At 64.3% G+C, this 19341-nt stretch carries 17 protein-coding genes; 4 read left to right on the top strand and 13 right to left on the bottom strand.

Annotation, left to right across the window (positions count from 1 at the left end):
* Window positions 1–6 precede the first annotated feature (6 nt).
* Together LI72_RS04320 and LI72_RS04315 are read right to left on the bottom strand one after the other, a co-directional pair.
* Window positions 7–345: a hypothetical protein gene (locus LI72_RS04320; protein WP_156139479.1), complete on the bottom strand. Its 339-nt coding sequence runs from the start codon at window positions 343–345 to the stop codon at window positions 7–9.
* Window positions 346–449: 104 nt separating this feature from the next.
* On the bottom strand, window positions 450–1742 hold the full coding sequence (locus tag LI72_RS04315; protein WP_033925283.1) for a Xaa-Pro dipeptidase: 1293 nt from the start codon (window positions 1740–1742) through the stop codon (window positions 450–452).
* A 146-nt stretch (window positions 1743–1888) separates the two neighbouring features.
* Here LI72_RS04315 and LI72_RS04310 point away from each other — a divergent pair, with 146 nt between their 5' ends.
* Window positions 1889–2692, top strand: coding sequence for a helix-turn-helix domain-containing protein (locus tag LI72_RS04310; protein ID WP_033924622.1), 804 nt, complete (start codon window positions 1889–1891; stop codon window positions 2690–2692).
* Between the two features lie 56 nt (window positions 2693–2748).
* Here the strand turns inward: LI72_RS04310 and lpdA are convergent, their stop codons facing one another.
* From lpdA to LI72_RS04290, 4 genes are read right to left on the bottom strand one after another with little or no spacing between them, the layout of a single operon-like run.
* A complete protein-coding gene (lpdA, locus tag LI72_RS04305) occupies window positions 2749–4143 on the bottom strand; it encodes a dihydrolipoyl dehydrogenase (protein WP_033924621.1) in 1395 nt (464 codons plus the stop codon).
* Complete coding sequence (locus LI72_RS04300; protein WP_033924620.1) at window positions 4136–4546, bottom strand: hypothetical protein; 411 nt, start codon at window positions 4544–4546, stop codon at window positions 4136–4138. Before LI72_RS04300 ends, lpdA begins: the two co-directional genes overlap by 8 nt.
* Window positions 4543–4962 (bottom strand): endonuclease domain-containing protein, encoded by a 420-nt coding sequence (locus tag LI72_RS04295; RefSeq protein ID WP_231562360.1) that lies wholly within the window; start codon window positions 4960–4962, stop codon window positions 4543–4545. The genes LI72_RS04300 and LI72_RS04295 overlap by 4 nt, the downstream gene beginning before the upstream one ends.
* A gap of 60 nt (window positions 4963–5022) precedes the next feature.
* Window positions 5023–6330 (bottom strand): pyruvate dehydrogenase complex dihydrolipoamide acetyltransferase, encoded by a 1308-nt coding sequence (locus tag LI72_RS04290; RefSeq protein ID WP_033924618.1) that lies wholly within the window; start codon window positions 6328–6330, stop codon window positions 5023–5025.
* Between the two features lie 132 nt (window positions 6331–6462).
* On the opposite strand from LI72_RS04290, the gene LI72_RS04285 reads away from it, so the two are divergent.
* Entirely contained in the window at window positions 6463–6918 is a 456-nt protein-coding gene (locus LI72_RS04285; RefSeq protein WP_033925282.1) for a universal stress protein, read from the top strand.
* A 4-nt stretch (window positions 6919–6922) separates the two neighbouring features.
* Here the strand turns inward: LI72_RS04285 and rnr are convergent, their stop codons facing one another.
* The 3 genes from rnr to phaR all read right to left on the bottom strand — a co-directional run bounded on the left by rnr (window position 6923) and on the right by phaR (window position 11470).
* Window positions 6923–9184, bottom strand: coding sequence for a ribonuclease R (gene rnr / locus LI72_RS04280; RefSeq protein WP_052129495.1), 2262 nt, complete (start codon window positions 9182–9184; stop codon window positions 6923–6925).
* A 61-nt stretch (window positions 9185–9245) separates the two neighbouring features.
* Window positions 9246–10778: a proline--tRNA ligase gene (gene proS / locus LI72_RS04275; protein ID WP_033924616.1), complete on the bottom strand. Its 1533-nt coding sequence runs from the start codon at window positions 10776–10778 to the stop codon at window positions 9246–9248.
* Between the two features lie 116 nt (window positions 10779–10894).
* Entirely contained in the window at window positions 10895–11470 is a 576-nt protein-coding gene (gene phaR, locus LI72_RS04270; RefSeq protein ID WP_033924615.1) for a polyhydroxyalkanoate synthesis repressor PhaR, read from the bottom strand.
* A gap of 73 nt (window positions 11471–11543) precedes the next feature.
* Here phaR and LI72_RS04265 point away from each other — a divergent pair, with 73 nt between their 5' ends.
* Complete coding sequence (locus LI72_RS04265) at window positions 11544–12584, top strand: alpha/beta hydrolase (RefSeq protein ID WP_081984624.1); 1041 nt, start codon at window positions 11544–11546, stop codon at window positions 12582–12584.
* A gap of 41 nt (window positions 12585–12625) precedes the next feature.
* Window positions 12626–13798, top strand: a complete 1173-nt coding sequence (locus tag LI72_RS04260; RefSeq protein ID WP_033924613.1) for an acetyl-CoA C-acetyltransferase — start codon at window positions 12626–12628, stop codon at window positions 13796–13798.
* A gap of 3 nt (window positions 13799–13801) precedes the next feature.
* On the opposite strand, the gene alr is transcribed toward LI72_RS04260, so the two are convergent.
* Genes alr through LI72_RS04240 form a run of 4 tightly spaced genes read right to left on the bottom strand, consistent with a single transcriptional unit; the run spans window position 13802 to window position 19323 of the window.
* Complete coding sequence (gene alr, locus LI72_RS04255) at window positions 13802–14836, bottom strand: alanine racemase (protein ID WP_033924612.1); 1035 nt, start codon at window positions 14834–14836, stop codon at window positions 13802–13804.
* 1 nt (window position 14837) lies between these two features.
* Entirely contained in the window at window positions 14838–16454 is a 1617-nt protein-coding gene (locus tag LI72_RS04250) for an MFS transporter (RefSeq protein ID WP_052129494.1), read from the bottom strand.
* A 26-nt stretch (window positions 16455–16480) separates the two neighbouring features.
* Window positions 16481–18478, bottom strand: coding sequence for an acetyl-CoA carboxylase biotin carboxylase subunit (locus LI72_RS04245; RefSeq protein ID WP_033924611.1), 1998 nt, complete (start codon window positions 18476–18478; stop codon window positions 16481–16483).
* Entirely contained in the window at window positions 18457–19323 is an 867-nt protein-coding gene (locus tag LI72_RS04240) for an alpha/beta hydrolase (protein WP_033924610.1), read from the bottom strand. The genes LI72_RS04245 and LI72_RS04240 overlap by 22 nt, the downstream gene beginning before the upstream one ends.
* Between the last annotated feature and the right edge of the window lie 18 nt (window positions 19324–19341).

Here is a 19341-nt window from a genome sequence, read left to right as displayed (position 1 = left end):
CCGGGCTTACTGCTTGCCGTGACGCGTGTTGCTCGACAGGAAGTCGCCATAGCTGCCGACATAGCTGTCGATGATCATCTGCGTTTCCTCACCGGCATAGCTTTCGGCATCGGCCTTCTTGCCGCCATACTGCATCTCGGACTTCACCATCGCCTCGATCAGCTTGGTCTTTTCCGCAGGACAGGCTTCTGCCGATTCCTTGGTGAACGCGGACTGTTCCTTCTTCGCGTCCAGGCTCTCGTTGGTGAACTTCACCAGACATTCGTTGAAGTCCTTGCGCGCGGCTTCTACCGGATCCGCGGGCGCGGCCACCATGGCCATGGCGATCATGAAAGTGAGACTCACTGCTTATCTCCCCAGAAAGCAAATTGTGCGCAGCAATTAGCACCGCGATGAAGGGGGTGGAAGCGGATTTGCGCTGATGTTGCGGCAATTTACCGCACATCGGATCAGCGCATCCGGACGCCGCCCTGCACCACCGCGTCGACGCTCTCCAGCTCGCGCACATCGGCCAGCGGATCGCCATCCACCGCGATGATATCGGCATAGCGGCCCACCGCAATCGCTCCGACATCGGAGGATTTGCCGAGCGCCTCGGCCGCGTTCATCGTCGCCGCGCGGATCGCCTCCAGCGGCGTCATGCCATATTCGACCATCACCTTGAACTGGCCCCCGGCAGTGGCATGCGGCATCACGCCGGCGTCGCTACCGAACACCATTTTCACGCCCGCGCGGTGCGCCTTGCGGAAGTTGTCGCGCTGGATCTGGGCGACTTCACGGTCCTTGCGCAGATTGTCTTCCATCACGCCGTTCTTCGCGCCTTCGGCCTGGGTGTAATCGGTGTTGAAGATATCCATCGAGAACCACACCGGTGCCTTGCGCTCGGCGGCGAGACGAATGCCCTCGTCATCGACCAGGCTGGCATGCTCGATGGTGTCGATGCCGGCGCGGATCGCCGCCTTGATGCCCGCCGCGCCATGCGCGTGCGCCGCAACCCGCAGCCCCCATTGATGCGCCTCGTCGGCAATCGCGCGCAATTCCTCTTCGGAGAGCTGCTGCTGGCCGGGCTCGGTGTTGCGCGAGAACACCCCGCCGGTCGCGCAAACCTTGATCACCTCCGCGCCGTACTTGCGCTGCTCGCGCACCTTCTGGCGCAGCTCGACCGCGCCATCGCCCACCGCAGGCGACTTCGCCGCGAACGAAGGCGGCAGGTACGTCTGGTCGCAATGCCCGCCGGTCGCTCCAAGCGCATGCGCTGCCGGCACGACGCGCGGGCCCACCGCCCAGCCCTCGCCGATCGCCTGCTTCAGGGCGACATCGTTATAGCCTTCGGACCCCACGTTGCGCACCGTGGTGAACCCGGCATCGAGCATCGCGCGCGCGTTCGCGGCGGCAACGAAGCTCCAGAAGCGGTCGGTGAACTGCAGGCTGTTATACCCGCCATAGGTCGGCGAGCTGTCGAGATGGACGTGCATATCGATCAGGCCCGGCAGCAGCGTCTTGCCCGACAGGTCGATATGCTTGACGTCCGACCCCCAGCGCACCGTGCGCGCATCGGCGATGGAGGTAATGCGGCCGTTCTCGGTGAAGATCGCGGGGAACTCGGTCACCTTGCCAGTGGCGACATCGATCATCTTCGCCGCGGTGATCACCGATCGCTGCGGCGCTTCCTGCGCCAGTGCCGGAATCGCCAAAGCCGATGCGGCGAGCGCCGCCGTGATGAACTGCGCAAATATCTTCATGATGCTCCCCTGACCGGCCCCTGCCGGATTGATGCGCACAACGATTACAGCGACATGGCCCCCAGGCAAGCGAAACCGGGCAGCGCGCCGAGCTCACAAATTTTTTGGGGTGGCTGCGCGCGCGCGTGGGGCCTAACCTTGTGCTCATGGCAACGCGGATGACCGACGACCCCTGGTCGCTGACCGAGAAGGAAAAGCAGACATTGCGGCTGATCGTGCGCGGGCACGATGCCAAGTCGATCGCCCGCGCGCTTGACCTGTCGGTGCACACGATCAACGAGCGGCTGCGCGATGCGCGGCGCAAGATGGCGGTCTCCAGCAGCCGCGAGGCAGCGCGGCTGTTACTGCAAGCGGAAGGCGGCGATGCCCCTCTGGTTCCGGGCCCCGAAAACCTGGGGGACAACGCAATCGGGGATGATCTGCGCGCGCCGACCGCCGATCAGGTGGGGGCGCCGATCCCCGGTGCGGAGCGAAACCGCTCCCTGATCCTGACAGGAGTTCTCATGACCCTCGCACTCGGCCTGCTGGCCCTCACGACACTGCCGTTCACCACCACGGCGCCGACGAACGCCACACCTGCCCCGACCCAGGTGGCGATGCAGGGAGACGCGACCGACACGGTGAACCCCGAAGTGGTCAACGCCGCCGGCGCGTTTCTGACAATGATCGAACACAAGCGCTGGGAAGACAGCTACGCCGCCACCGGCACCGCCTTCCGCAAGCTCAACACACTGCAGATCTGGACCCAGGTCTCCGAAGAAGTCCACGCCCGCTACGGCGCCACGGTCTCGCGCACCCTGCTCAGCCAGCAAAACCTCCCCGCCCCGCCCGCAGGCTACGAAGTCGTCAAGTTCCGCACGGTCTATGCGAACAAGCAGCAGGCGGTGGAAACGGTGACGCTCGACCGCGAGGACGGCAAGTGGGTCGTGGTGGGGGTTACGGTGGGGTGATCCCGGACAGGGCGCCGAAAGCCAGGACCACAGGCCCTCCGCGCCTGCCTGGCTAGTTAGAAATGGATCGCCCGCCCATAAGCTGACAACACACCCTCATGCATCATCTCGCTCAGCGTGGGATGCGCAAACACCGTGTGCATCAGCTCTTCCTCGGTGGTTTCCAGCTGGCGCGCGATGACATAGCCCTGGATGAGTTCGGTCACTTCCGCGCCGATCATGTGCGCGCCCAGCAGTTCGCCGGTCTTGGCGTCGAACACGGTCTTGATGAAGCCTTCGGCCTCGCCCAGCGCGATCGCCTTGCCGTTGCCGATGAAGGGGAAATTGCCGACCTTGACCTCGTGTCCGGCTTCCTTGGCCTTCGCTTCGGTAAGGCCGACGCTGGCGACCTGGGGGCGCGAATAGGTGCAGCCCGGGATGTTCCAGGTTTCGAACGGGTGCGGGTTCTTGCCCGCGATATGTTCGACCGCGATGATGCCTTCGTGGCTCGCCTTGTGCGCCAGCCATGGCGGGCCGGTGACATCGCCGATCGCGCGGATGCCGGGCACATTGGTCTGGCCGAAACCGTCGACGACGATATGGCCGCGTTCGGTCTTCACGCCCAGCGCCTCCAGCCCGATGTCCTCGGTATTGGGCACGATGCCGATCGCGACGATGGCGTGGCTGAACTGATGTTCCTCGCTCTTGCCGTCCCTGGTCTTGATCTTGGCGGTGACGCCCTTGCCATTGTCGGCCAGCGCCTCGACGCCCGCGCCGGTGAGGATCGTCATCTTCTGCTTCTTGAGCGCCTTTTCCATGAACGCGCTGACATCGGCATCTTCCACCGGCAGGATGCGGTCGAGCATCTCGACGATGGTCACCTCGGCGCCCATGTCGCTGTAGAAGCTGGCGAACTCGACGCCGATCGCGCCCGATCCGATGACCAGCAGCTTGGACGGCATTTCGGTGGGCGTCATCGCGTGGCGATAGGTCCAGATGTGCTTGCCATCGGCCTTGGCGAACGGCAGGTCACGCGCGCGGGCTCCGGTGGCAACGATGATCTCCTTGGCTTCCAGTTCGCGCACCTGGTCGCCCTGGGTCACGGTCAGCTTGCCGACGGCGGTCAGCTTGCCGGTGCCTTCGACCACGGTGATCTTGTTCTTCTTCATCAGCCCCTTGACGCCCGCGTTGAGCTGGCCCGAGACCTGCCGGCTGCGCGCGACGATCTTGTCGAGCTCATAGCCTACCTTGTCGGCCGTCAAGCCGTAATTGCCCGCATGGGTCATGTAGTGGAAGATTTCCGAGGTGCGCAGCAGCGCCTTGGTGGGGATGCAGCCCCAGTTGAGGCAGATGCCGCCCAGCCGCTCGCGCTCGACGATCGCGACCTTGAGGCCCAGCTGCGCCGCGCGGATCGCCGAGACATAGCCGCCAGGGCCCGAGCCCAATACGATGAGGTCAAAGGTTTCAGCCATGAACGGTCTCTTTCTTTCGGCGTTTCAGAAGATCAAGGTTGCAGAGCATCCACACGATGCCCGCAGCGACGGCGGGAGCATAGGCAAGCTCGGCATAAGCGACAACTTCGGTGAGGAACAGGACGAGCAGAAACCCGCTCTCCGCCGCGACACCCAGCAGCAGCGGCACGCGCAGCCAGGTCGGCGCGCGGCTGCGATCAAGCGCATAGGCCACGCCCGTCACGCACAGCAGCACCACGAACACCATGATGAAGGTGTAGTACGCGTCTTCGGTGCCGACGAACATGTCGTTCAGGTCGGCCGTGCCTTCCTGGAACAAGGTGAAGATGAACCGGCTGGCCAGCGTCGAGACGCAGGTCGGCAGCAGCAGTCGGCGCAAGATGAAGGTGAGGATGGTCTTCATAAGCCCCTCTCCCCTTGCGGGAGAGGGGTTGGGGAGAGGGGGCTGGCGCCGTCCTGATATGTCTCCAAAGCCGCCAAGATCATCTCCGCGACACCTTCGTCATTGGTGAGGATGTCATAGTTAGAGAACCGCATTATCTCAAAACCTTGGCTGCGCAGATAGGCATCGCGCCGGGTGTCGTACTCGCTGTCCACATGCTGGGAGCCATCCGCTTCGATAATCATGCGACACTGGAAACATACGAAATCCGCGATGTTGCGATCGATGGGGACCTGCCGCTTGAACTTGTATCCAGAAAGACGCTTGCCGCGCAGGACTTGCCAGAGCCTGTGCTCCGCATCGGTGGGCTCGCTACGCATGGTCTTGGCACGGCCGCGGAGGAATTGGCGTTGTCCATGCTCGGATGTGTCGCGCATGCCCCCTCTCCCCAACCCCTCTCCCGCAGGGGGGAGAGGGGCTTAAGCGTCAGCACTTTGTCAAGCCAGCATGCCCAGCGGGTTCTCGCACAGGTCCTTGAACGCGGCCATCAGCTGTGCGCCGTCGGCGCCGTCGATGGCGCGGTGGTCGAAGCTGCCGGTGGCGCTCATCACGGTGGCGATGCCGAGCGCGTCATCGACGATGTACGGGCGCTTCTCACCTGCGCCGATCGCCATGATCATCGCCTGGGGCGGGTTGATCACTGCTTCGAAGTGCTTGATGCCGAACATCCCCATGTTCGACAGGCTGGCGGTGCCACCCTGATATTCGTGCGGTTGCAGCTTACCATCCTTGGCGCGACCGGCGAGTTCCTTCATCTCGGTCGAGATGGCACCCACCGCCTTGGTTTCGGCGCCGACGATGATCGGCGTGATCAGGCCCGCAGGGGTGCTGACGGCCACGGAGATGTCCGCACGGCTATAGCTAATCAGCTGGTCGCCCGCGAAGCTGACATTGCACTTGGGCACCTGGATCAGGCTCTTGGCCAGCGCCTTGATCAGCAGGTCGTTGACCGAAAGCTTGACGCCCTGCGCTTCCAGCGCCTTGTTGAGCTCGCCGCGCAGCTTGAGCAGCTTGTCGAGCTGGATATCGACGGTGAGATAGATATGCGGGATCGTCTGCTTTGCCTCGGTCAGGCGGCGCGCGATTGTCTTGCGCATGTTCGAGAGCTTGGATGCCTCGTGCGGAATATCGGTGGTGAACGGCGCGGGCGCGGCTGCGGGCGCTGGCGTCGGCGCAGGAGCGGCAGCCGGAGCCGCCGCGGCCTGAGGCGCGGGTGCGCTCGCCTGGCCGGGAGTGAGATCCTCGACATCGGCCTTGACGATGCGGCCGCCGGGGCCGGTGCCCTTGACGGTCGATAGATCGATGCCCTTGGCTTCGGCGATGCGCTTGGCGAGCGGGCTGGCCTTGACGCGATCATCGCCCGAGCTCGGTGCAGGGGCCGGTGCTGGCGAAGCAGCAGGCGCAGGCGCAGGTGCAGCCTTGGCTTCTGCCGCAGGAGCAGGAGCAGGGGCGGGTGCTGGCGCCGGTGCGGGCGCAGCGGCAGACGCGTCAGCGGCCTCTTCACCCTCGGCAGTGATGATGGCGATAACCTCGCCCACCTTCACATTGTCGGTGCCCGCGGGAATCAGGATCTTGGAGACGACGCCCTCGTCCACGGCCTCGAATTCCATCGTCGCCTTGTCGGTTTCGATCTCTGCCAGCAGATCGCCGGACGCGACGGTATCGCCTTCCTTGACCAGCCATTTGGCAAGGGTGCCTTCCTCCATCGTGGGTGAGAGGGCAGGCATTTTCAGATTGATAGGCATTGGGTGTTTTTCCCCTGATTCACGGATCGGAGCCGTTCTCGGCGCTTCAAGCCGTAGGGTCAAGAGGGCATGCCCTTGCCACACCTATCATTTTGGCGCAGGCTTGTGCGCAACAAACGGGGCGACATCAACATGCGGGTATATCTGGTCATCATGGACGAAACGAGCGAGGCGCTGACCGCACTGCGCTTTGCTTCGCGCCGGGCGCAGCATACCGGAGGCCAGGTGCATATCCTGGCGCTGGTGCCCAAGCAGGATTTCGTCGCCTGGGGCGGCGTGCAGGCGACCATCGAGGACGAGGCGCGCAGCCGCGCCGAGGCCCTGGTCACCGATGCCGCCGGCGCTCTGTTCGAGGACATGGGCCAGCGCCCTGTGATCACCGTGCGGATGGGCGATGCCACCAAGGAAATCCGCAATTACATGCAGGAATGCCCCGACCTTGCCATGCTGGTTCTGGGGGCTGCGGCCACCGGCGCTCCGGGACCGCTGATCACGCACTTTGCCGGCGCCGATGCAGGTGCCCTGCCCTGCCCGCTGACCATTGTCCCCGGCGGGCTGTCCGACGAGGACATCGACCGCATGTCGTGAGCCTTCAGCGGCTCTGGTGACGGATATTGGCGGGCCTGCCGCGCCGCTTGATCGGGGGGCGGCCCGGGCGATTTCCACCCGGCTTGCCGCCGGGCTTGCCCCGATAGGGTTCGCGCATGAAATTGCCGCCCTCGGGCAATTCGAATTTCACCGCGCCGGTGATGGGATCGGCCTCGGCCAGACGCAGTTCCAGCCTCTGACCGACAGAATACTGCTCGCCGGTCGTCTCGCCGGTCAGCGTCTGGGCCTTTTCGTCATACCAGAAGCGTTCCGCGCCCAGCGTCGAAACCGGGACCAGCCCGTCGCCACCGAATTCCTCGATCGTCGCGAAAAAGCCGAAATTCTGCACGCCCGTGATCCGCACCTTGTGGATCTCGCCGACGCGAGTCGCCAGGAACGCAGCGACATAGCGATCGACCGTTTCGCGCTCGGCCTCCATCGCGCGCCGCTCGAACTGGCTGATCAGCTGGCAGATGCGGTCGAGCGAGGCAGCGTCGTGCTCGGCAAGCCCCGTCGTCGGCGGCAGGTCGAGCCTGGGAACCGGTGGCTGCTCGAGCGCAAAGGCGTCGACCAGGGCACGGTGCAGCAGCAGATCGGCATAGCGACGGATCGGGCTGGTGAAATGGCCGTACGAGGCGAGGGACAGGCCGAAATGGCCCATGTTACGTGGGCCGTAATAGGCCTGGGTCTGGCTGCGCAGCACCTGTTCCATGACCAAAGGCTTGACCGTGTCATCGGTCACCTTGCCGAGAATGGCGTTGAACGTCGCAGGCCGGACAACCTGGCCCAGTGCAAACGAGATCTCGAAGGTTTCGAGGTAATCCTTGAGCGCGACCAGCTTCTCGCGCGAGGGCGGTTCGTGGACGCGATAGACCACCGGCGCCTTTTTCGCTTCCAGCGCCTTGGCCGCCGCGACATTGGCCGCGATCATGTAATCCTCAACAAGCCGGTGCGCGTCGAGCCGTTCGCGCGTCGCGACGCTGACGATCCGGCCCGCCTCGTCGAGCACGATACGCCGTTCGGGCAGATCGAGATCGAGTGGCTCACGCGCCTCGCGCGCCTTGAACAGCAGCTTCCAGCACGCCCAGAGCGGACGCAGGACGCTGTCGGTCAGGTCATGCGGCTTTGTGCCGTCGATCGCCGCCTGCGCATCCTCATAGGCGATGTTTGCCGCGAGCCGGACAATCGCGCGAGTGAATTTCCACGATGTCAGCTTGCCCTTGGCGTCGATCACCAGATGGCAGACCATTGCGGCACGATCTTGCCCGGCCTTGAGCGAACACATGTCGGCCGACAGCACCTCGGGCAGCATCGGCACGACACGGTCGGGGAAATAGACGCTGTTGCCGCGCTTGCGGGCGGATCGGTCGATCGCGCCACCGGGGCGCACGTAATAGGACACATCGGCGATCGCGACGATCGCGCGATAGCCGCCCGGATTGGCGGGGTCCTCGTCCGGCGCGGCCCATATGGCATCGTCATGGTCGCGCGCATCGACAGGGTCGATCGCGACGATCGGGACGTGGCGCAGGTCTTCGCGGGTATCCGCATTGAGCGGCAGCTTGGCCGCGCGCTCGGCTTCGGTGATCGCCTCTGCCGGGAATTCTGAGGGGATACCGAACTTGTGCACCGCGATCAGGCTGAACGAGCGCGGCGCAAAGGGTTCGCCCAGCACCTCGGTGACCTTGGCGGACACCCGATCGCGCAGCCCGCTCTGCTCGGCCAGCACCAGCTGCCCCGGCTCGGCATTGCCGCGATCGGAGATCGGCACCAGCCGCCGGATGCGCTTGTCGACGGGCTTGAGCCACAGCTTGCCGTTGCTCTCGTCGCGCTCGACCACGCCCAGCAACTGCTCGCCCGCGCGTTGCAGCTTCTTCATCACGAACGCGCGATAGCCGCCGCCCGCCTCTTCGGTGCGCGCGAGCACCCGGTCGCCCACCGCCAGCGCGCCCGAACGGCCGCGCTCGGAAATGCGGACCTTGGGGGCGGGCATGCCTTCGGCCTGCCAGTTGTCGGGAACGCCGATCAGCTCGCGCCCTTCGACCTCGATAATCTTGAGCACGGTGACCTTGGGCAGGCCACCCATCTTGTGGAAGGCCCGGCCCGGCGCGCTGTCGATCAGGCCTTCGTCGGCCATGTCCTTCAGCAGCGCCTTGAGAGCGATCTTCTCGGCTCCGCGCAGCTTGAAATGCTTGGCGATCTCGCGCTTGCCGGCAGGCTCGTACGATTCGGTGATGAACTTCAGGATCGCCGCACGATCGGGCATGCCGCCATCATGAGAGCGGGAAGCCTTGGCCTTGCCGGGACGATCTTGCGCCACCGGCCGCTCAGTAGGCCCGGGCGAGCAGCACGCGCTCGACCGCCGGAGCTCCGGTGAAGAAACAGGTTGATCCGGCAGGTGACGAACCTTCGGGCGTGTTGCGGATGGTCAGCTTGAGCGCCTTCAGCTGCTCGACCACCTTGTCAAGCACCTCGCCGGTCGGGCGGCACCAGTCCACGGCCACCCAGCCGGGGTACTTGCTGTCCTCGAAATGCGCCTTGAGGCCATCGAAGTCGGTGATGTCCGAACGAACCTGATCGTCGAGACGGGCCTTGGCGGCGCAAAACATCAGCGTCTGAATCTGGTCGAGCAGCGCAGGCGCTTGCCCCACGAACGATTCCCAATGCATCGCCTGGTTGGCAAGCTTACCGTCCTCACCGTAGAGCGAATCGCGGCGCAGCATGGTGACCTGCTCACCGGCAGCATCACGGCCACCGATCTCGAGGATGATCGGCGCGCCTTTCTTGACCCAGCCCCAGCGCTTGGGACCGGCCTTGCCCGCCTTCTTGTCGATCAGCACGCGCAAGGGCTCGCCAAAGGCCGAAGCATCGAGCAGGGCCGCGCGAATCTTGGCGCAATAAGCCAGCAGCGCCTCGTCTTCGGGGTTTTCGCGCAGCATCGGGATGATGACGATCTGGTGCGGCGCAACCTGCGGCGGCACTTTCAGGCCGTCGTCATCGCCGTGCGTCATGATCACGCCGCCGACCAGCCGCGTCGAGACGCCCCAGCTGGTCGTGTGCGCGAACTGGAACTGGCCCTCGCGGTCCTGGAAGCGGATGTTCTGCGCGTGCGCGAAGTTCTGCCCCAGATAATGCGAGGTACCTGCCTGCAGCGCCTTGCCGTCCTGCATCATCGCTTCGATCGAATAGGTCGCCACCGCGCCGGGGAAGCGTTCGTTCTCGGGCTTTTCGCCCGCGATCACCGGCATCGCCAGCGCGCCTTGCGCGAAATCGCGGTACATCGCCAGGATGGTCAGCGTCTCGGTCATCGCATCGGCTTCGGATTCGTGCGCGGTATGGCCTTCCTGCCAGAGGAATTCCGATGTGCGCAGGAACATGCGGGTGCGCATTTCCCAGCGCACGACATTCGCCCATTGGTTGACCATGATCGGGAGGTCGCGCCAGCTCTGCAGCCAGCGCGAGAACGCCGTGCCGATCACGGTTTCCGACGTCGGACGAACCACCAGCGGCTCTTCCAGCTTGGCCTCGGGATCGACGACCAGCGCGCCATCTTCCATCTTCAGCCGGTGATGCGTCACCACCGCCATTTCCTTGGCGAAGCCTTCGACGTGCTCGGCCTCCTTGGCGAAATAACTCAACGGGATGAACAGCGGGAAATAGCAGTTCTCGTGACCGGTTTCCTTGATCTTGCGATCAAGCAGCATCTGGATCCGCTCCCAGATGCCATAGCCCCAGGGCCGCATGATCATGCAGCCGCGCACGCCCGATTCCTCGGCGAGATCGGCTTCCTGGATCACGGCCTGATACCATGCGGCAAAATCTTCCTGCCGGGTGACGGGCAGTGCGTTCTTCTGGGTCACGTAAATTCGGTCCTGATGCTGTAGAACAAGGCCCGCGTGCCTAGGCCGATGGTGGCCATCAGGCAATCACCTGTTTGGGTGGGCGCGGGCCCTGATGTCTTTTGTCGATCAGCCGGTCAGCTCTTGTCGACCAGGCTGTCGATCTTGCGCTGCATGGCCGAAAGCTCGGCCTTCAGCGCGGCGATCTCGTCGTCGGAGGAGCTGGCGGCTGGCTGGGCCGGGGTAGCGGCCTGCTTGTCCTTGCGCGGGCTGAAGGCGCTGGACGCGGCTTCGAACATCGCAAGATTCTGGCGGGCCAGCTGCGCGAACGGGCTGTTCTTGATGCTGCCTTCCATCGCGGTCTGGAACTTTTCCTGGTTCTTGCGAAACGCTTCCATCGAGGCTTCGAGATACTGCGGGATCATCGACTGCATCGAATTGCCGTACATCGAGATCAGCTCGCGCAGGAAGCCGACGGGCAGCATCTGCTGGCCGCTCGATTCCTCTTCCATGATGATCTGAGTCAGGATGTTGTGGGTGATGTCGTCGCCGGTCTTGGCATCGACCACCTGGAAGTCCTTGCCTTCACGCGTGAGCTTTGCCAGAAAATCGAGCGTGATATAGCTCGACGACCGGGTGTTATACAGACGGCGATTGGCGTACTTTTTGATGATGATGACATCATCCGAATCCGAGGTGCCAGATTTGGCCATGCGTTCATCTCCCGCTAAATCCCGCCGCACTGTAGCACCGCAGCATAGTGCACTGCAACATGCACCCCGTCCTTTGCCGCTTTTCCTTGCACTGGCCCGTCAGCAGCTGGCAGACGACCCTGCCCGGCTGGTCCTGCTATTGCAGGCGCTTGACCGCTATCAGCGCGCCGATCGTGGCTTTCTGCGTCCCCCGGGTCAGTCTTTGCTGCAGCACGGCAAGGCGATGTTGCGCACCGCAGCAGGAACGCTGGCGTCCGATAGCGGGACACCGGCTTCGCCGCGCGTCGTGTTCGTCCCCTCGCCGATCAACGCGCCCGACGTGCTGGACATGGATGTCGAATGCTCGCTGATGGGGTGGATGGGCGAGCAGGGCCTTCCATCGGCGCTCGTCGACTGGGGCCAGGTCTCGCCGGAGGATCGCGCCGAATCTCTCGATACGTTCGTCATGGCGCGGTTGCTGCCCCTGCTGCAGGCGCTGGACGGTCCGGTGCATCTGGTCGGCTATTGCCTGGGCGGCCTGATCGCGATGGCGGCGGCCTGTCACCTGCCGGTGCGCAGCCTGTCGCTGATCGCGACGCCATGGCATTTCAGCGGCTATCCGGCGCAGCGCCGCGCCGAATTGACCGCGATGTGGCAACACCATCGGCCCAGCTGCGATGCCATGGGTCTCGTGCCCATGGAGGTCATGCAGCACGGCTTCTGGACGCTTTCGCCCGACAAGCTGATGGATAAATACCTCAAGTTCGGCGCGATGCTGCCCGACAGCGCCAGCGCGCGGCGGTTTGTCGCGGTCGAAGACTGGGCCAATGGCGGCGAGCCGATGCCGTTCGCATTGGGCGAACAGCTGTTCGAGCAACTCTACCGCGACGATGTCACGGGCCAGGGCCAGTGGACCGTGGGCGGCCTGACCATCCTCCCTGATGCGATCCGCGGGCCGGCGATGGAGTTCGCCTCGGCCAGCGATGCCATCGTGCCGCTGGCATGCTCGCCCGATCTCCCGGGGCGCGAGGTGCTGGCATCGGGCCATGTTGGCATGGTCATCGGTGGCAGTGCGCCGCAGACGCTGTGGCTGATGCTCAAACGGTGGATATTGTCACACGAAAGTTCTATCTAGTTTCCACGTCCTTTCCTTCCCGCAAATGGAGTTTCCTGGCCATGTCCAGCATTGTCATCACCGCCGCCAAGCGCACGCCCGTCGGCAGCTTTCTGGGGGCCTATGCCGCAACGCCCGCCCACGAACTGGGCCGCATCGCGATCGAGGCTGCCCTCGCGCAGTCGGGCCTCAGCGCCGACGAGGTCTCCGAGGTCATCCTGGGCCAGGTGCTGACCGCAGGCCAGGGCCAGAACCCGGCACGCCAAGCCTCGCTCAACGCCGGCATCCCCAAGGAAGTCCCCGCTTATGGCGTCAACCAGGTTTGCGGATCGGGCCTGCGCGCAGTGGCCCTGGGCTTCCAGTCGATCGCCAATGGCGATGCCGATGTCGTGATCGCGGGCGGCCAGGAAAACATGTCGATGTCGCCGCACTGCCAGATGCTGCGCGCGGGGCAGAAGATGGGCGATCTCAAGCTCGTCGATACCATGGTCTATGATGGCCTGACCGACGTGTTCAACCAGTATCACATGGGCATCACCGCCGAGAACCTGGCCGAAAAGTACCAGATCAGCCGCGAGGCGCAGGACCACTTTGCCGTCCGCTCGCAAAACCTGGCCGAACATGCCCGCGCCGATGGCCGCTTCATGGACGAAATCGCCCCGGTCACCATCAAGGGCCGCAAGGGCGACACCATTGTCACCGATGACGAATACATCCGCGCCGGTGCGACCTATGAAAGCGTCGCGGGATTGAAGCCTGCGTTCAAGAAGGACGGCACCGTGACCGCTGCCAATGCCAGCGGGCTCAACGACGGCGCGGCGGCCCTGGTGCTGATGCGCGAGGAAGACGCCGCCAAGCGCGGCCTCACCCCGCTGGGTCGTATCGCCAGCTGGGCCTCTATGGGGGTCGATCCTTCGGTCATGGGCATCGGCCCGGTTTCGGCCAGCCGCCGCGCGTTGGCCAAGGCCGGATGGAGCGTCGAGGATCTGGACCTCATCGAATCCAACGAAGCCTTTGCCGCGCAGGCGCTCTCGGTGACACAGGAGATGGGCTGGGACCCGGAAAAGGTGAACGTCAACGGCGGCGCGATCGCCATCGGCCATCCGATCGGTGCCAGCGGCGCACGCGTGCTCACCACTCTGCTTTATGAAATGGGCCGCCGCGACGCCAAGAAGGGTCTCGCCACTTTGTGCATCGGTGGCGGCATGGGCATCGCGCTCTGCATCGAGCGCTGACGCTCAGTCCAGCCAAACTCTGTCGAAACGCCGTCCGATCTGGGTCAGCCATTCATACTGGCTGATCCCGGTCGCGGCTTCGGCCAGCGGCAGATCGAGATCGGCGGCGATCCAGTCGCCCTCGCCCAGCGCCGGCGCAGCGCTGACATCGATGCAGGTCAGGTCCATCGACACGCGGCCGAGCAGCGGCAGCCGCTGCCCCTCGCAGGAAAAACCACCGATGGACGACAGTGCGCGCTTGAAACCATCCGCATAGCCCAGGGAGAGTGTCGCGGTACGCATGTCGCGTGGGGCAGCGAAGGTCGCGCCATAGCCGATGGTGTCGCCCGCGCGCACTTGCCGGACCTGAAGCACCCGCGCCTCGAGCCGCATCACTGGCCTGATGTGCTCTGCCAGCGCCGGGCACGGAACCCCGCCGTACAGGGCAAGTCCTGGCCGGGTGCAATCGAAATGAAAACCGCTGCCAAGGGCTATCCCGGCGCTGTTGGCCAGGCTGTAGCGCCGGGCGGAAACCTGTCCGCGCACCTGCTCGAACCGCTGGCGCTGCAATTCGTTTTGCGCGCTGTCCTCGTCGGCCGATGCCAGATGGCTGAGGCACAGATCGACATCGAGCCCCGCGCACAGGCCAGCGATATCCTCGCGCCAGTCGAGCCCAAGCCGGCTCATGCCGGTATCGATCATGACATGACACAGCCCCCCGCCCGCCTGCCGCCAGCGTGCGATCTGGTCGGCGCTGTTCAGCACGGGCACGGCCACGCCCGAGACCGCCACCTGCTCTTCGCCTGGCGCGATGCCGTGCAGCACGGCAAGGCGCGCGGGATCGACCAGCCCGGCCAGCGCCTGCGCTTCATGCCAGTGGGCCACGAAAAAGTCGGTGCACCCGGCGCGTGCCAGGCGGGTGACGACTTCGACCGCGCCAAGGCCATAGCCATCCGCCTTGACGGCTGCGCCCGCGCGCGCACCGCCGCTCAGACGGTCGAGCGCGCGCCAGTTTTCGGCCAGCGCCGCGCCATCCAGAACCAGCCGCATATTGGCCATGTCAGGAGTTCGCCGGAGCGGTGCCCGCGCTTCCCGGATGATGCGTTTCGCGCAGCATGAACATCGAGACGAGGAAGGCCATCAGCACCACGCCCCAGGTATACCACAGCCCCGAATACGGGTTGCCGGTCTTGGCGATGATGAAGCTGGCGATGAACGGCAGGAACCCGCCGAAATAGCCGGTGCCGAAATGATAGGGGATCGACATCGAGCTGTAGCGGATGCGCGGCGGGAACATCTCGGCCAGCACGGCCGCGACCGGTCCATAGGTGGCCGCAGAGAGCGCGCCGAGGGCGGCGAGCGCGAGCACGATCACCGCGATGCTGGCTGCAGGCGGCACACGCGGGGTGAAGTCATAGCCGGCTGCCGTCAGGGCTGCGTTGACGCCATCGCCGCTGACATCGCCGACCGGGCTGTCCCCCACCTTGACCGCGAGACGCGGGCTTTCGCTCAAGGTGTAAGCAACACCCTTGGCAGTGAGCTGCGCGAGCAGCTTGCCGCAATCGCTGGTCTGTTCCTTGGCGAATGGCGAGTAATCGCAATCGGGGCCGGAGACGATCACCGGGGCACGCTCCATCGCTGCATTGAGCGACGGGTTGGCGACACTGCCGATCACCCAGAACAGCGGGAAGAGCAGCAGCAACGTCAGCGCATAGCCCCAGACGATCGGCTTCTTGCGCCCGATCTTGTCCGACAGGTGCCCGAAATAGATATAGAACAGCGTCGAAATGCACGCCGCGCCGCCGACGATGATCTCGGCTGCGGTTTCCTCGACACGCATCGGTCCCTTGAGGAACGACAGCGCAGAGAACATCGCGGTGTACCAGATCACGGTGAGCCCCGCGGCGATGCCGAACAGCGCGACGAACAGCCGCGCCTTGTTGCCGGGATAGGTAAAGCTCTCGATAAACGGGTTGGCGGCCAGCTCGTTGCTTTCCTTCATCGCCTTGAACACCGGGCTTTCGGACAGCTTGAGCCGCATCCACAAAGATACCGCCAGCAACAGCAGCGACAGTAGGAACGGCACGCGCCAGCCCCAGTCATTCCAAAATTCGTCGCTCATCAGCGCCTTGCATCCCAGCACGACGACAAGGCTGAGGATGAACCCGCCGACCACGCTCGCCTGGATGAAGCTGGTGTAGAAGCCGCGCTTTTCGGGCGGGGCATGCTCGGACACATAGATCGCCGCGCCGCCATATTCGCCGCCCAGCGCCAGGCCCTGCAGAATACGCAGCAGGATGATGATGATCGGGGCAGCAATACCGATGGTATCTGCAGACGGGATGAGCCCCACCCCTGCCGTCGCGACACCCATCAGCGTCACCGTCACCAGAAAGGTGTATTTGCGCCCAAGCCTGTCACCCAGAAAGCCGAACAGGATCGCGCCCAATGGCCGAAAGCCGAAGCCGACGGCAAAGCCCGCCCAGACCAGCAGTGTCTCCAGCGTGACATTGCCGCTGGGGAAGAACGTGCGCCCGATGATCGCGGCGAGCGTGCCGTAGATAAAGAAATCATACCATTCGAAAATGGTACCCAGCGAAGACGCGCCAATGACCAGCCGGATTTCCGACTTGCCTGGCTGCGCGATCTTGCCGTCCGCTGCGACCGTTGCGGTCATCCAGCTTCTCCCCCGAAATGCGTCCCTTATTCGAGTTCGAGTATCACCGCATCGACGGCAAGGCTATCCCCTTCGGCGGCGCTGATCGTCTTGACCGTGGCCGCCTTTTCGGCGCGCAGGATGTTCTCCATCTTCATCGCTTCCACGATCGCCAGCGGCTGGCCGGGCTGCACCTTGTCACCTTCGGCAACGTGCAGCTTCACCAGCAGACCGGGCATCGGGCAGAGCAGGAAGCGCGACAGATCGGGCGGCACCTTCTCGATCATGTGGCGGGCATGCTGCGCAACATGCGCGGGCAGAACTTCGAACCTGTGCGTCGCACCGCGCGCGGTCAGCGCAAAGCCGGTGCGGGTGCGCTGCACCTTCACCGCAAGCTCGTCGCTGTCTTCCTCGTCACCAAAATCGGCCACCGCGAGGCGATCGCCGGGCGTGTAGCCCATGCTCATGTCGACGATTTCGCCATCGACGACGATCGCATCCTCGCTGACCGAGACCTCCATTGCGATATCACCCTGGCGCACGCGCCATTCGGATGGCGGGGTGAGCCGGTTGCCCAACTGATCGCTGACCCGCAAGGCACGGTCGGCCTCTGCGGTGGCGATGAATGCCGCCATCGCTGCTAGCCGCTGCAGCAGCTCGGGCGATGCAGGCGCGCCATGGAAGCCATCGGGATATTCCTCGGCGATGAAGCCGGTGGTGATGTTGCCCGAACGAAAGCGCTCATGCTGCATCAGCGCCGAGACAAAATCGAGATTGTGCCCCGGGCCTTCCAGCTCGAACCGGTCGATCGCCTTGATCTGCCGGTCGATCGCCTCGATGCGGGTATCGCCATAAGTGATCAGCTTGGCGATCATCGGGTCGTAATGGATCGAGACCTCGCCGCCCTCTTCGACGCCGTCATCGACGCGCACGCCCTTTTTCTGCTTGGGCGGATTGTAGCGGACCAGACGACCGATCGAAGGCAGGAAGCCGCGATACGGGTCTTCGGCATAGACGCGGTTTTCCACCGCCCAGCCGGTCAGCTTGACGTCGTCCTGCGTGAACGCGAGCGGCTCGCCATTGGCAACGCGGATCATCTGCTCGACCAGATCGAGACCGGTGACCAGCTCGGTGACGGGATGCTCGACCTGAAGCCGGGTGTTCATCTCGAGGAAGTAGAAGCCATCGCCGGTCTTGTCCGCGCCCGAGACGATCAGTTCGACCGTGCCTGCGCTGTAATAGCCGACGGCGCGCGCCAGTGCGACCGCCTGCTCGCCCATCTTCTTGCGCATTTCGGGCGTGACGAACGGCGACGGGGCTTCTTCCACCACCTTCTGGTGGCGGCGCTGGATCGAGCATTCGCGTTCGCCGAGATAGACGATGTTGCCGTGCTGGTCGCCCAGCACCTGGATTTCGATATGGCGCGGCTGGAGGATGAACTTCTCGATGAACACGCGGTCGTCGCCGAAGCTGGCGAGCCCTTCGCGCTTGGTGGCTTCGAAGCCTTCGCGCACATCCTGCTCGCTATAGGCGAGGCGCATGCCCTTGCCGCCGCCGCCTGCCGACGCCTTCATCATCACGGGATAGCCGATTTCCTCGGCGATCCGCACGGCATGCTCGGTATCATCGATCTCGCCGACAAAGCCGGGGACGACATTGACGCCGGCCTGCAACGCCAGCTTCTTGGATTCGATCTTGTCGCCCATCGCGGCGATCGCGCCGGGAGGGGGGCCGATGAAGGTGATGCCCGCTGCCTTCAGCGCCTCGGCAAAGCTCGTGCGTTCGGACAGGAAACCGTAGCCGGGATGCACCGCATCCGCACCGGTCGCCTTGCACACTTCGATGATCTTGTCGGCAAGCAGGTACGACTGCGCAGCAGGCGACGGACCGATATGCACGGCTTCATCGGCCATCTCGACATGCGGCGAGCGCGCATCGGCATCTGAATAAACGGCCACGGTCTTGATGCCCATCTTGCGGGCGGTGCGGATGACGCGGCAGGCAATCTCGCCGCGATTGGCGATCAGGATCTTGGTGATTGGCATGATAGGTCAAATCCACTTTTTGGGTCTTGCTCGACCGCAGTTGGGAAAAGGAACTGGAGCGCCTCGGGCGACACGCTGTGATAGATGGTGGCGTGGGTCAGATCGGGGTGCGGCGCGTAGCACCACGCGCGGCCTTCACGCGGATCGGCGTTGAGGGCCGAGACCAGCCGATCGACGCCGGTCTGCATCTCGCGGCCTTCGTTGGCGATCGTGAGGTACAACCGGTGCGGCTTTTGCATCGGTGTCTTGAGCAGCGTGCCGGCGGACCTGGACAAGCGCTCGTCATCCCACCACAGGCTGGGGCTGATCGCGGCATAATGATCGAACAGGTCAGGCTCGGTCAGGATGGTCTCGACGATGAACAGCCCGGCGAGCGACTCTCCGATCACGCCGGTTTCGCCCGAGACACGGTAGGTCTTGGCGACCAACGGCATGACCTCGTCGCGGATGAAAGCGCGGAACGCCGCCGAGCCGCCGGCGGTCGGAAATTCCTTGAGCAACGCGGCATCCTGCGTCGGTCCGGTGAGTTCACGTCTGCGATCCTTCGTGGCAACGCCAACGACGATCAGCTCCTGCGACCGCGCCCACAACGCTCCCAGCGCACTCGTGCCGGTGATGTGCAGAAAATCCTGATCCAGCCCTCCGTCAATGAGGTAGAGCACCGGATAGGTCTTGCCCGATGTCGCATAACCGGCAGGCAGATAGACGTTCACCACCCGCTCCTGCGCCAACGGCTTTGACGCCAAAGTATGCGTCTCGCCGATGGTGATCGGCACCGGCTGCGCGGCGGCGGGTACGACGCAGGCGAGCGCGATCGCAATCAAGGCTGATCGGACGAAATTCATGCGCGGGTTTCCGCCATC

Source organism: Sphingomonas sp. 35-24ZXX, from assembly GCF_000786215.1.
Classification (GTDB): Bacteria; Pseudomonadota; Alphaproteobacteria; order Sphingomonadales; family Sphingomonadaceae; genus Blastomonas.
The sequence above is the reverse complement of the archived record's forward strand: the minus strand, read 5'-3'. Positions and strand labels throughout refer to the sequence as shown.

Coding starts and splice junctions, on each gene's coding strand:
- LI72_RS04315 (WP_033925283.1), bottom strand. CDS start 1,742: ATGAAGATATTTGCGCAGTTCATCACGGCGGCGCTCGCCGCATCGGCT.
- LI72_RS04310 (WP_033924622.1), top strand. CDS start 1,889: ATGGCAACGCGGATGACCGACGACCCCTGGTCGCTGACCGAGAAGGAA.
- lpdA (WP_033924621.1), bottom strand. CDS start 4,143: ATGGCTGAAACCTTTGACCTCATCGTATTGGGCTCGGGCCCTGGCGGC.
- LI72_RS04300 (WP_033924620.1), bottom strand. CDS start 4,546: ATGAAGACCATCCTCACCTTCATCTTGCGCCGACTGCTGCTGCCGACC.
- LI72_RS04295 (WP_231562360.1), bottom strand. CDS start 4,962: ATGCGCGACACATCCGAGCATGGACAACGCCAATTCCTCCGCGGCCGT.
- LI72_RS04290 (WP_033924618.1), bottom strand. CDS start 6,330: ATGCCTATCAATCTGAAAATGCCTGCCCTCTCACCCACGATGGAGGAA.
- LI72_RS04285 (WP_033925282.1), top strand. CDS start 6,463: ATGCGGGTATATCTGGTCATCATGGACGAAACGAGCGAGGCGCTGACC.
- rnr (WP_052129495.1), bottom strand. CDS start 9,184: ATGCCCGATCGTGCGGCGATCCTGAAGTTCATCACCGAATCGTACGAG.
- phaR (WP_033924615.1), bottom strand. CDS start 11,470: ATGGCCAAATCTGGCACCTCGGATTCGGATGATGTCATCATCATCAAA.
- LI72_RS04260 (WP_033924613.1), top strand. CDS start 12,626: ATGTCCAGCATTGTCATCACCGCCGCCAAGCGCACGCCCGTCGGCAGC.
- alr (WP_033924612.1), bottom strand. CDS start 14,836: ATGGCCAATATGCGGCTGGTTCTGGATGGCGCGGCGCTGGCCGAAAAC.
- LI72_RS04250 (WP_052129494.1), bottom strand. CDS start 16,454: ATGACCGCAACGGTCGCAGCGGACGGCAAGATCGCGCAGCCAGGCAAG.
- LI72_RS04245 (WP_033924611.1), bottom strand. CDS start 18,478: ATGCCAATCACCAAGATCCTGATCGCCAATCGCGGCGAGATTGCCTGC.
- LI72_RS04240 (WP_033924610.1), bottom strand. CDS start 19,323: ATGAATTTCGTCCGATCAGCCTTGATTGCGATCGCGCTCGCCTGCGTC.